Consider the following 12,113-nt stretch of genomic DNA (forward strand, 5'->3'; position numbering starts at 1 on the left):
AGCCGTTGTCCGCTGCTCTCAACCACAGAAGCTGAGCCTAGCAGGCAGTAGGCCGTTGAAAGCTGGGCTCGAACACTGCCATATTGGACTCCCAGTGCGAGATTGCTTCGTGACACGGAAAAGTCGTAAACATTGCCTACGGTAGTTGGGATGCGTCGGCCGAAGGAGCCCCATGCACACCCGATTCCATATGGTAGTGGTCCGGCACCGGGACGGCGAACGCCTGCCGATCCTTCTGGACGCAGACCGGCAACCTATTGGCTGGATCAATGAGTATGCGATTCAGCGGCTGCGTTCGCGGCTTTCGGCCAACAGCCTGACTAAGACACTGCATGTCCTCGGGCTGCTGTGGCTGTGGGCGGTCCAGCATTCCATTCCGCTGCAGGTTAGATTGCTTGCCGGCGACGGCCTCTCATCTGACGAGATTGCCAGTCAACTCTATCCTTGGTTAAGGCGCGACTTCCAATCGCGAGTGGCGGTACGCCGGCTGGTCGTCGCCCCGACTACCGTAGCGCAGCGTCTGCAGGTCGTCATGCAATTCGTTCGTTGGCATCTGGAAAGGGTTATGGCCCGATTGCCGATTGGAAGCCCGGAGCTGAGCCACGTCAGGGAGCGACTGACCACGATGCAGCGCACGTTCGCCACGGCCGGGCCAAGGCGGGCCGAACCGGTACATCATGCGTCGCCGCTTTCCGAGGAGCGGGTGAGTCGCCTCCTGAGCATCTGCCGTCCCGGCAATGATGAAAATCCCTGGAAGGCTGCGTATCAGGACCGCAATTACGTCATCGTATTGGTACTGTTGTTGTTGGGTATCCGGCGGGGCGAACTCCTCAAACTACGGGTTGCGGACTGCGTCCTATCGGGTACGATTCCGGAGATTCGGGTCGAGCGCTCGCCCGACGACGCGAAGGACCCTCGTCGCCATGAACCCCAGGTGAAGACAGAATCGCGCCAGTTGCCTTGCGATCGGGCGCTGGCTTCACTGCTGAATGCCTATATCTGTCGTACGCGTCGAGCGATACCGGGGGCAGACAAAAGTCCGTTCCTGTTCCTGAGCCGAGATGGCGCGCCGATGAGCCTGTCTCGCGTCAATGGCTTGCTCACCCAGGTGGGCGCTGCACACGCTGAATTCCGCGATCTGCACCCGCACTGCCTGCGCAGCACGTGCGCGACGAACTTCCGAGCGCGAGCACTGCGGACGGGCCTGGACGAGGAGCGCGTCGAGAAGCACATGATGTACTTCTTCGGCTGGCGCTCGTCGGATTCCATCCGCCCTTACGTTTGGCACGCGATCAGGCGGGAGTCCTGTGAGCTCAGCCTTGCGTACCAATCGACGATCTTTAATGCGTCGATGACAGGTATCGAATGACGAACGCCGAGGTCAATCGCGCAATCATGTCGTTGCTGCGAAAGAACAAGCTTCCACCGTTGCCGAGCTACGTCATCGACCGAGATGGCCGTCGTATGGAGATGAGTGGAGCGTACTGGAAGTTCAATGTGCCGACCAGCAACGTCGCGTTTCACTGGGACAGGCAGTCGGACGGAAGCGCCGTAGTGGGCTACGCGTTGCGTCGATGGGCATCGATGCTAATGATGCGGCTAGCGAGCCGGAGCGTCATGAATGCGTTGACCAAAGTGCTAGGGGCCCTGAGAGGAAGGTCCTCAGGCATCGGTACGCAGGGGCAGCCGCTATTGGAACAGTGGCGAGCCTTGGCATCGGTGGAGCAGACGGAAGACCTGAAGGTAGCATTGTGTCGGCATGTCGAGACAACTGTTCGCGCGCTACGGGCCAGAAAGGCGATGGACGAGTTTTACCTTCTGCGAAGCTGGTATCGCTGGTCCGCAACAATGCTCGCGCGCCTGGGGTTCGATGAGCAATTCGCGCTTGAATTGGATGAGGTCTCCATACCCGCACGCTCCTCCAAGCTCGCGGTGGAGTTGGAAGATGAAGAGCGCGGGCCGCTCTGGGACACGGAAGTGGCTGTTCTACGTGCGGCACTGGCAAGTGACCGCTCGCAGGAGCGGGCGCACGTGATGCAGCGTGCAGCGATTGCGTTGAGCCTAGCATATGGTCGGAATCCATCGAACTATTGCCTCCTAAGGGAGGAGGATCTGTCAAACCAGTTGGCCGGGTTCGACGTGCCCCCACAGTGGATATTGTCCATTCCCCGCATCAAGAAGTGGGGAATTGGTGTGCGCCAGCAGTTTGCGCAAGAGCGGGTGAGCAACGATCTGTTGCCGTTGATACATGAGCTGCTGGCGGCCAATGGGAGTATCGATTGCAAAGGCTACCCGCGACCGCTGTTTATGCGTGACAGTGTGGACGAATGGCGGGCCGATACCGGTGTCGAAGAGTATGCGTATCACATGACGGGGAAGGAGTTCTTGGCGCTCATACGGGGATTCGCTACGAGAATGGCAATCGAATCCCCGCGTACCGGAAGTCAGCTTCGCTTGAGTTCACGCCGCTTGCGGTACACGTTTGCCACGACGATGGTGGAGCTTGGCGCTTCCAAGACCGTGCTCGCGACGATGTTGGACCATTCCGATACGCAACATGTACGGGTCTACTACTCGCTGAAGGGAGCGCGGCTGACTCGCATTCTGGATCGCGCTGCTGCGTTGCGGCTCGGCCCCCTCATGAAGCTGTTCAAAGGGACGCCCATTGGAGTGGATTCCGAAGCGGCAAAGGACACTCGCCAGGAAAAGAGAGTTCGCTTCGTGGGGGATGTGGAAGTGATAGATCCGGTGGAGATCGGTGCATGTGGCCAGTCACCGCACTGCTCGTTGGATCCGCCATTCTCCTGCTACGTCTGTCCCAAGTTCCAGCCATACTTGGAGGCCGACCATCAGGCCGTACTGGATGCGCTGCTCAAAGGAAGGGATGAGCGTCGTGGTCGGCTCGGCATGCGCCTGTCAGTTCAGATGGATGAAGTGATCTACGCCGTAGCGGAGGTTGTTCAACTGGTGGCTCACCATGCCAAACGGAACGGCGGTAAGGCGTAAGACGATGGCGGCCGTAGGCCGCCTGGAAGCACCCGCAGGAGACGACTGGATCGAGAACGGAAGGCAACTGATTGGCAAGGCGAAAGCTCTGATGCCGTTCGGGGATGTCGAGTGGGATGCCCCGGTCTGGGATGTCTCGGCTGCCTATGAGCATCGCACGCGAGGATACAAGGCCAATGCCCGGGGATTACGACTGCCATTTACTCAGCACAGGCAAGCGGGGAAGGGGGTGGGCGATCCGTTGCCAGAGGGCTTTGCCGATGTCGTCAAGGCGCTTGTGTGCATGCGCCATCAAAGACGCGGCCAGTCCATGGCGAGCCACAGCGTCTTTATCCGTGCTGCACGCTACATCTGCGACGCCATCCGAGGGACCGGGCATCAACTAGGTGAGTTGCGCAAGGATGATCTGGATAGGGCGGCGACCGTGCTTCTACGCAGAGAGCGGGAGACCTCGGCATACAAGGTACTTGGCCACATGGAGGAGTTCGCCGATATGGTGGACGGATACCGGCTCAGTCGAATGAGGCTGGACTGGCGCTGCCGGCGAAAAGCACGGCCGCGGTCACTGACGCCCGACAGGATTGGAGACCCCTCGACAGAAGTATCGGACAGGCTGCCAACAGAAGAAGCGATCCGGGCGCTTGGATGGCTCTACCAGACGATCCCGCGAGCCGAACGCCCTGACGATGGGCGCGCCGCGGACCGCACACTGATTCTGATCGCCACGATCATGGCATGTACGGGCCTGAGAGTTGGCGAGATGCTGACGTTGCCGGTGAATCCCATCTCCATTGCGAAGGATGGCAGTCGGAACCTGCGCTATGCAAGGCTGAAAGGACGGGCTGACGACGTGATGGTCGAATGGCATTCGAAGCCATTGCTATCCGAGACTGTGGAGTTGGTGGAGGCAGCGGTGGCGGAACTGCGCGAGGCAACCGCGGGGCCGAGACAGGTTGCCCTGAAGGCCAGCCGCTGCGGATCTCTGATGCCGCGAAGTGCTCTTCCCCCAGTTCTATTCACGTCTGATCTACGAGCCGTTCTTGGGTTGAACAGTTGGAAACTTGCTCAGTTCCTGCGGGCTCGTGCGATTCCCTTCGAAATCGTGGATCGACGGCTGCGCGTGAACCGCGATGCGCTGTGCAGAGGTATTGAGAAGGACCACTGGTTCGGACCAGTGATTCCGGGCCCTCCCAGTCAAGGCCTCAAGCTCCACCAAGCGCTATGCGTGGTCTACGCGAACCAGTTCCATCGCGGGACGCGGACGACGCTTACATATGCAGCCCGGCCGGTGTCAGACCAGAACGTGCAGGACTTCCTGGCCGGTCGGCCCGCCATCCCATCGGCGTTCGAGCGGTATGGACTCGTGGGCGAAGACGGCTTGGTACTACGTGTTCGATCACATGGACTCCGGCACTTCCTGAACCATCTGCTCGACGAAGGTGGAGCACCGGACCTGGTGCAAACGAAGTGGTTTGGTCGCCAGCATGAGGCGGATACTCGAGCCTACCAACATCTGACGGCTGCCCAGCGCGCGGCGCAGGTGGTTAAGGAGGTTCTGGAGGGAAAACTAGCGGGTGGCATCGTTGAGGTAGCCAAATCTCTCCCGCTGGAGGTAGCCAAGACATTCCTGGCCGCACGCATTCAGGCAGTCCACGATGTGGGGCCGGGTCTGTGCGTCCATGACTTCCAGATGTCTCCTTGTGAGCGCCACCTGCAATGTACGGCGAAGTGCGAGGACTACCTGTGGATCAAGGGCGAAGAGGCCAGAGCACATGAACTGAAGAGACAAGCCGCAGTGGCATACATCAGCCTGCGTACGGTGACGGCCCGCGCGCGGTCGCGATCCTTGATGCAGTCGGATTGGTATCGACACATTGCGACTCGATATGGCCAACTGATGGAGCAACTGGCCACGATAGGCTTCCATCAAGCTGATCTGGTGCGATACGTGGAGGGGTGCGGAGATGCCGACAAGGATTCGCGCGAGCGCGAAGATGAGCGAGCGTAAGAAGGCCTGCATCATCGCCGAGCTTGAACGCTGGCAGGATAGGGAGTTGGGCACACGGCTGACCTGGGAGCGTGTCGAAGCGTTCTCCGGATACACCCGTCAGGCGCTGAGCCGTCATCCGGACATCGTGTACGCCTACCAGGAGGCCAAGCGCGCGTTGGCCGATAGCGACAGAAAGTCGAGGTCGCGATTGCGTCGTGACGAGCTTGCCTATCTAGATCAAACGGTTGTGAGCCTGCGGGCAAAGATCCGCTGGTATGAGCAACTTGAAGCGCAATGGCTGCAACGCTGGCAGCGCATTGCCAATCAGTGTTTGCAGCGCGGGCTTAGTATCGAGGATCTGGATCGCCCATTGGATCCATTAAACCGGAGAGGCTAGCCTGTTTGGGCGGTGTTGGACGTGCTCGCGTCAAGTGTGGGTGTACTGAGATATCCGCAGCCGTCCAAGGTCGCCTGGGCGATAGCATCGACGTATTGCTCCGCTCGGGCGGCTCGACACGGCGTGCGCGATGTAGACGCGATCTATGGCGAGATCCTCGAAACGGCGATGGTGATGCACCTGATTGCGTTCCCGCAGTTCCTGATCGAAATCCCGCTTCCGCCCTCAAGGGCAGCTATCGGCCACTAGGCGACACTCAAAAGTTCGATTGCCAAAGGCCGCCACGGCTTCGGTTGCAGCCAATGCAACGCCCCCAGTTCCCGAGTCGCTCCGCAGTTCCCCACCTTGTCCAGGCGGGACGCCTCGCAAGCCTTAATCGCCCCGCTGCGCCTGCTGGTCATCCGTCGGCGCACCTGTAGTATTCGCGGCTACAGCGCCCCCCTATTGCTTGGATTGATCGGGGTAAATCTGGACGTACGGACGGTAAGAGTACAAACGGAGGCTGTTCCTTGGCGTGCCCAAGGGGTAGTCCTCAGGAGATACTACATACACGAACAGTTGCGGTCCCTTGATGTCGAAGTAGACTATCTTGTCCGTCATGTCATTCGGCAATCGGTGCCGGAGGTCGACGCTATCCTCAAAGATTTGACCGGTACTCTTGATGCGCCATTTGACATAGAGAGTATCGGCAGGACGCATACGTCCGTAGACACCTGCCTGTTGGCCAATCCGTCCCTCCTCCAACGCCCATTTCGGCGGACGTGTACCGGTCATGTCGGAGTCGCCGTAGCGATAATTCAGCACCTCTACCGCGGGCACGGCTCCACGAGTATCAAAACTAAAGGAGTGATTGGCGGCCTTCTGAGACGAGGCACACGCCCCCAGAAAAAGCGAAGCCAGCAAAGGCATCGCCCAGTATAGAAGACGGTGCTGCACGGCGCGCTTGGGGTAGCTGGGGCAGTAGGTGATCATGACAAGTATCGATTGCTTAAAGCTCAGGGCAAACCTGGCCGGCTCTGAACAATCTAGCAAGGTTTCCCCCGCAACCGCGGCCAACGAAGTGGGGTGTATGAGTCGTGCAACACTGACCCTCAACTCTGTTGCGAGCAACCGCGAATCACTTGACCGGGATTTCGTCGCGATACGGCTTCGCTTGTTGCGCACGGCACTGAATGACCGATTCAGCCCAAACATCGGTCGTCCGCAAGACGGAGTTTGATAGGCAGCTCAGGGTCGGTTCCAGCCCGTCGTCGCCAGCAGGTCGGCTGCCGACGGGGCCTCATTCTGCCAGTTGCTGTTGTGCTTTATAGGGCGCTGGAGAAAGAGCCCCGAAATTGCCGAGGATTCGCGCTCAAGTGAACTCGCACGCAGCGCAAAATAGGCACACCCCCGCGCGCATCGCGCATCGATCCCCGGCCCGTCGCGGCCAATACGCCCGAATCTTTACAGTTGCCGGGCTGCCTCTCTCCGAAACCGGCTCCCCATAATGGATTGCGGTCAAGGTTTACGTTGTGACGTAACAGAACCGTTCTGAGACCTCGTAACGGAAAGCTATAAAGAAAAACCCCGCTTTTTTGCGGGGTTTTTCTTTTCTATCAGTACTTTATGGTGGCGGTGTCTTGGGGTCTCATCAATGACAACATGGGCGAGGGTCATGGAGGCGCTCACTGACTGGCCGGAGAAGTCCGAGCGTTTGAACACGGCGGACGGGAAACGCTAGCTCATGGACCGTGGTGCGTAGCAGTTGCAACTGGACTATGTTGTGCTGGTCTTGAGCGGAGCCGATTGCCTGACCGCCATGAGCGTCAAGATTGCCATCATGCCAAGAGCGGAAGATAACCACAGCGACTTCGCTCCGAACTGGTCCAGACACATCCCGAAAATCCAGGGTGCTAATGCTTGTGCGACCCGGGCCGGGACCATCAATACTCCCTGGCGATGACCGTAGCCGCCCGGTCCGAAAATGACCAACGGCAGCGTGCCCTTGGCAATGGTGAGGATGCCGTTGCCGGCTCCGTGCAGCACGCCGAACAAGGCCGCCGCGGGCGCTCCGACCAGGCCGAACGCAAGTGCGCCAAGGGGATGAAGTGCTGCCGCGATCCGGGCGGACAGCAAGGGGTGGACCTTGCGCAGTAGGCCGAACTCCAGAATCCGGGCGCCAACCTGCGCCGGGCCGATCAGCGCGCCCACCATAACGGCAGTGGCCAGAGACGCGCCACCCGCTTGAAGCAGCCGCGGCAAATGTGCCGCCATCGCAGTGCTGATAAACCAGGTCGCCGCGAAAACGAAAGCCAACGCATAGGAGGCCGTTCGTTGCGAACGCTCGTCAGCATGGTGCGTCAACGCGCTACCCGTTTGCGACGTAGGCCTGCTCGGTGCCGTTGCTGTGGCGGCTACGCGCGGGATGCTCAGGTTCAGCGCAAGTCCTAGCGTGAGATGCAACGCCGCCCAGGACAAGCAGGCCCCCCGCCATCCGATGTGCGCCTCCATAGAGGTGGAAAGCGGCCAGCCGACCGTGCTGGCAAAGCCAGCGATCAGCGTGATCCCGGTGATGGCGCCGCGCGAGCGATTGCCATAGAGTGCGACCAGTGTTGCGAATGCGGCTTCGTAGAGGCCGGCACCCATGCCGATGCCAAGAATCACCCATGCGGCAAAGAGTCCGACGACGCCCTGCGCCACACCTAGCCTGGCAAGCCCGATGGTGAAAACAAGACTCGTTGCCACGAGGACAGATCGCCCACCGGTACGATCGATCATCCGTCCGGCTGCAGGTCCGAGCAGTGCCGATACCACCAGCGCGACGCTGAATGCCGCAAAGATCGTGGGCGTCGAGACGCCGAGATCCTGCGCCATCGGCGTTGCCAGCATGGCCGGCAGGTAGTACGTCGAACCCCAGGCCAGCGTCTGGGCAACTCCCAGCCTGGCAATCACGCTACTGCTCGGCTCCATGGCCCGTCCTGGTTCTTGTTATTCCACTTCGCCGCTATCGGTATCGCTAATCTGCGCTTCGCTCTCGTGGCTCATGGCGGCCGCCGCGAGCGTCGTCGCGTTGGCCGGCGCGGCTTCCTTGCGCTCGCTGTAGCGATCGGTCAGGTAGTCGCTGCGATCGCGCACCAGTAGCGTGAACTTGTAGAGTTCTTCCATGACATCGACCACGCGGTCGTAGTAGGACGATGGCTTCATCCGCCCGCTGGCGTCGAACTCTTGGTAGGCCTTGGCGACCGAGGACTGGTTCGGAATCGTCACCATGCGCATCCAGCGTCCGAGCACGCGCAGCGCGTTGACGGCGTTGAAGGACTGCGAGCCGCCGCACACCTGCATCACGGCCAGCGTGCGGCCCTGTGTCGGGCGAATGCCGCCCATCTCCAGTGGCAACCAGTCGATCTGGTTCTTGAAGACGGCAGTCAGCGTGCCGTGGCGCTCGGGGCTGCACCACACCTGGCCCTCCGACCACTCCGAGAGCTTGCGCAACTCAACCACCTTCGGGTGGTCGGCAGGCACGCTGTCGGCCATCGGCAGCTCGCGTGGATCAAACACGCGGGTCTCCGCGCCGAAATGTTGAAGAATTCGTTCGGCTTCCTGTACTAGCAGGCGGCTATACGAGGTCTCTCGCAGCGATCCGTAGAGCAGCAGGATGCGCGGCGGGTGTGTGCTGGCGCGTGCCGGCTCCAGCTTACTGAGGTCAGGCGTATCGAGCACCGCAGGGACAATATTGGGCAGATCCACGGTCATCGTATCCTCCGGCCTTGTGTGTCGATCACGGCCTCGCCGTCCTCCTTGGTGAAAGCACCTTGCTGCGGCGCCGGCAGGATATCCAGCACGACTTCCGACGGCCTGCATAACCGCACACCAAGCTCAGTGATGACAAAGGGCCGATTGATCAGGATCGGATGGGCCAGCATCGCATCAAGCAACTGGTCGTCGGTCAGTGCAGGATCGCCGAGGCCAAGCTCGGCGTAGGGCGTGCCTTTCTCGCGGATTGCTTCGCGCACGGAGAGACCGGCGGCGCGGATCATCGACTGCAAGGTCTGCCGGTCCGGCGGCATGTTCAGGTATTCGACGACAATCGGCTCGATGCCCGCATTGCGGATCATGGCTAGCGTATTGCGTGACGTACCGCACGCGGGGTTGTGATAGATGGTGACGGTCATGGGGATACCTCAGTGCGATTCGTACCAGTGCTGCGAGCGGTTCACGACGCCCACTACGAAGAGCATCACTGGCACTTCGATCAGCACGCCGACGACGGTGGCCAGCGCCGCGCCGGATTGGAAGCCGAACAGGCTGATCGCGGTCGCCACGGCCAGTTCGAAGAAGTTGCTTGCGCCAATCAGCGCCGACGGGCCGGCCACGCAGTGCGCTACGCCGAGCTTGCGGTTGAGCAAGTAGGCCAGGCCGGAGTTCAACAAGACCTGGATCAGGATCGGTACGGCCAGCAGAAGGATGATCAGCGGTTGTTCGACGATGGCATTCCCCTGGAAGCCGAACAACAGCACCAACGTTGCGAGCAGCGCGGTGATCGAGTAGGGGCCGAGTGCGCCGACCACACGCTTGTACGTAGCGTCGCCTCGCACCAGCAATACCTTCCGGATGACCTGCGCGATCAGCACCGGCACGACAATGTAGAGCGCAACCGAGGTCATCAGCGTATCCCACGGCACGGTAATCGACGACAGGCCCAGCAGCAGCGCGACGACAGGCGCGAAGGCCACGACCATGATCGCGTCATTGAGTGCCACCTGCGAAAGCGTGAAGTACGGATCGCCCTTGCAGAGCTGGGACCAGACAAACACCATCGCCGTGCAAGGCGCAGCCGCCAACAGGATCAGGCCGGCGATGTAGCTGTCGAGCTGGTCCGCCGGCAGCCAGCCCGCAAACAGATGGCGCACGAAGATCCAGCCCAGCAATGCCATCGAGAACGGCTTGACGAGCCAGTTCACGAAGAGCGTCACGCCGATGCCGCGCCAGTGGCCCGCCACCTGGCCCATCGCGCCGAAATCGATCTTGATCAGCATCGGAATGATCATGATCCAGATCAGGATGCCGACCGGCAGGTTCACCTGAGCGATTTCCATGGCGCCGATGGTGTGGAACGCCGCTGGCAGCCATTGGCCGAGCAGGATGCCGGCCACGATGCAAAGCGCCACCCAGACCGTCAGATAGCGCTCGAAGAAGCCGATGGCACTGGGTTGGGAGGCTCCTGCCGTCCTTTGTGCCGTGCTCATTGCGCGGACTCCACGGGTTGCTCGCCAATGGCGTGCATCTCCTTCTGAATGGCGTTCCGGTCCAGCACGTGCAACGGCAGGTTCACGAACTGGCTGACTCGATTCAGAATCTGCCGGAAAACCTGGGCAAATATCTTGCGCTTCTCGTCATCGGAGCCCTGTATGGCTGCCGGGTCGAGGAAGCCCCAATGTGCCGTGATGGGTGTACCTGGCCAGATCGGGCACACCTCGCCTGCGGCTTGGTCGCAGACGGTAATAACGAAGTCCATCCTGGGCGCATCGGGCAGTGCGAACTCGTCCCAGCTCTTGCTACGCAGGCCAGTCGTGTCGTAGCCAATTGCCTGGCATCGTTCGATGGCGAAGGGATTGACCGTGCCAGATGGATGGCTGCCGGCGCTGTAGGCGTGAAAGCGTCCCTTGCCGAGGACATTGAACAGCGCTTCGGCCATCACGCTGCGGGCTGAGTTGCCGGTGCACAGCACCAGCACGTTGAAGGTCTTGTCGGTCATGGTCGTAGGGGCGAGCGGGTGCCTCCTCGCCCGAGGTATCGGTACGGGAGGCCGTTAGCGAAAGCTCAGCAGCAGCCGGATTCCGGCGTACAGCAGGCGGTCTTGGTTGATGGCTTCGGCGTGGCGTTCAATTGAACCGGCACGCAGCACGCGGAGGCTTCGGCGCTGCGATCGCGCGATTCGCCATAGGTCGGCACGTTGCCGAGCGTGTGAAACGATTCCCAGGCGATACCCGTTGGGTCCACTGACCAATGCTTGTTCGAGGTCGCGTAGCAGCAGTTCGTCTCGGACTGGGACTGCATGGGCAGGTCGGCGCTGGCCAGCCGCCCCTGCATCTCGGCAAGCTCGGCATCCGTCTCCACCTGGATCCCGAGATGATCCACGCCCAGCTTCTCGGTGCGATTGGAGATGGCGAAGTTCACGCGTGGATCGTCCAGCGCCCACTTGGCATAGTCATCCCTGACGACAGTCGGTTCTGCATCGAAGAGGGCCGAGTAATAGCGGATGCTGGCCGGCAGATCGGCCACGCTGACGTGGACGTGGAAGCGCTTCATGGTTCAGGACTCCGTAGCGACTGAACAGGAGGACACCGGTGAACACGGCGCGCCGCCACAACAGTTTTCCGTGAGATAGCCCAGCAAGGCGTTCATGGTTTCGAATTGAGCCATGTAGATGATCGAGCGGCCTTCCTGACGGCTCGCCAGCAGTCCGGCGCGGTGCAGTTCCTTGAGGTGGAACGATAGCGACGACGCTGGCATCTCCATCAGTTCGGCAATACGGCCAGCCGGCAGCCCTTCGGGGCCGGCCTGCACAAGCAGGCGGAAAACGGCCAGGCGGATGCCGTGGGCCAGCGCGGCGAGGGCTTCAAGAGCGTTTTCGGTTTCCATGATTCGAATATAGTCGAATCATGGAAACCGTGCAATGGAAGATTGGCAGTGTCGCTGGCCGCCAACGCGTGGCGAATGGGCGCAAGCGTGTTGATCGTC

General features: G+C 60.8%; 13 protein-coding genes. 5 read left to right on the forward strand and 8 right to left on the reverse strand.

From position 1 onward, the window contains the following. The first annotated feature begins 172 nt into the window (after positions 1 to 172). The 5 genes from WD006_RS00755 to WD006_RS00775 all read left to right on the forward strand — a co-directional run bounded on the left by WD006_RS00755 (position 173) and on the right by WD006_RS00775 (position 5,642). On the forward strand, positions 173 to 1,369 hold the full coding sequence (locus WD006_RS00755; RefSeq protein ID WP_011515203.1) for a site-specific integrase: 1,197 nt from the start codon (positions 173 to 175) through the stop codon (positions 1,367 to 1,369). After that, positions 1,366 to 3,006 (forward strand): tyrosine-type recombinase/integrase, encoded by a 1,641-nt coding sequence (locus WD006_RS00760; RefSeq protein WP_051722973.1) that lies wholly within the window; start codon positions 1,366 to 1,368, stop codon positions 3,004 to 3,006. Before WD006_RS00755 ends, WD006_RS00760 begins: the two co-directional genes overlap by 4 nt. A 4-nt stretch (positions 3,007 to 3,010) precedes the next feature. Beyond that, on the forward strand, positions 3,011 to 5,014 hold the full coding sequence (locus tag WD006_RS00765; RefSeq protein WP_011515204.1) for a putative integrase: 2,004 nt from the start codon (positions 3,011 to 3,013) through the stop codon (positions 5,012 to 5,014). Beyond that, positions 5,001 to 5,393 carry a hypothetical protein gene (locus tag WD006_RS00770; protein ID WP_011515205.1) on the forward strand — a complete coding sequence of 131 codons (393 nt, stop codon included), beginning with the start codon at positions 5,001 to 5,003 and terminating at the stop codon, positions 5,391 to 5,393. Before WD006_RS00765 ends, WD006_RS00770 begins: the two co-directional genes overlap by 14 nt. A 123-nt stretch (positions 5,394 to 5,516) precedes the next feature. Then, complete coding sequence (locus tag WD006_RS00775) at positions 5,517 to 5,642, forward strand: hypothetical protein (RefSeq protein ID WP_011515206.1); 126 nt, start codon at positions 5,517 to 5,519, stop codon at positions 5,640 to 5,642. Positions 5,643 to 5,834: 192 nt separating this feature from the next. Here the strand turns inward: WD006_RS00775 and WD006_RS00780 are convergent, their stop codons facing one another. The 8 genes from WD006_RS00780 to WD006_RS00815 all read right to left on the reverse strand — a co-directional run bounded on the left by WD006_RS00780 (position 5,835) and on the right by WD006_RS00815 (position 12,014). Beyond that, the gene (locus WD006_RS00780; protein WP_035820231.1) at positions 5,835 to 6,365 is read right to left on the reverse strand and encodes a hypothetical protein; all 531 of its coding nucleotides are present in this window, start codon (positions 6,363 to 6,365) and stop codon (positions 5,835 to 5,837) included. A gap of 783 nt (positions 6,366 to 7,148) precedes the next feature. Then, on the reverse strand, positions 7,149 to 8,342 hold the full coding sequence (locus tag WD006_RS00785; RefSeq protein ID WP_011515208.1) for an MFS transporter: 1,194 nt from the start codon (positions 8,340 to 8,342) through the stop codon (positions 7,149 to 7,151). 18 nt (positions 8,343 to 8,360) lie between these two features. Further along, positions 8,361 to 9,125, reverse strand: a complete 765-nt coding sequence (gene arsH / locus WD006_RS00790; RefSeq protein WP_011515209.1) for an arsenical resistance protein ArsH — start codon at positions 9,123 to 9,125, stop codon at positions 8,361 to 8,363. Beyond that, positions 9,122 to 9,544, reverse strand: coding sequence for an arsenate reductase (glutaredoxin) (gene arsC / locus WD006_RS00795; RefSeq protein WP_011515210.1), 423 nt, complete (start codon positions 9,542 to 9,544; stop codon positions 9,122 to 9,124). The genes arsH and arsC overlap by 4 nt, the downstream gene beginning before the upstream one ends. A gap of 9 nt (positions 9,545 to 9,553) precedes the next feature. Next, a complete protein-coding gene (arsB, locus tag WD006_RS00800) occupies positions 9,554 to 10,618 on the reverse strand; it encodes an ACR3 family arsenite efflux transporter (protein WP_011515211.1) in 1,065 nt (354 codons plus the stop codon). After that, positions 10,615 to 11,127, reverse strand: a complete 513-nt coding sequence (locus WD006_RS00805; RefSeq protein WP_011515212.1) for an arsenate reductase ArsC — start codon at positions 11,125 to 11,127, stop codon at positions 10,615 to 10,617. Before WD006_RS00805 ends, arsB begins: the two co-directional genes overlap by 4 nt. Before the next feature lie 65 nt (positions 11,128 to 11,192). Next, entirely contained in the window at positions 11,193 to 11,681 is a 489-nt protein-coding gene (locus tag WD006_RS00810; RefSeq protein WP_011515213.1) for an ArsI/CadI family heavy metal resistance metalloenzyme, read from the reverse strand. Positions 11,682 to 11,684: 3 nt separating this feature from the next. Then, positions 11,685 to 12,014: an ArsR/SmtB family transcription factor gene (locus tag WD006_RS00815; RefSeq protein ID WP_011515214.1), complete on the reverse strand. Its 330-nt coding sequence runs from the start codon at positions 12,012 to 12,014 to the stop codon at positions 11,685 to 11,687. Between the last annotated feature and the right edge of the window lie 99 nt (positions 12,015 to 12,113).

This window comes from Cupriavidus sp. Met-2, from assembly GCF_049843575.1.
In the GTDB taxonomy this organism is placed as follows: Bacteria; Pseudomonadota; Gammaproteobacteria; order Burkholderiales; family Burkholderiaceae; genus Cupriavidus; species Cupriavidus metallidurans.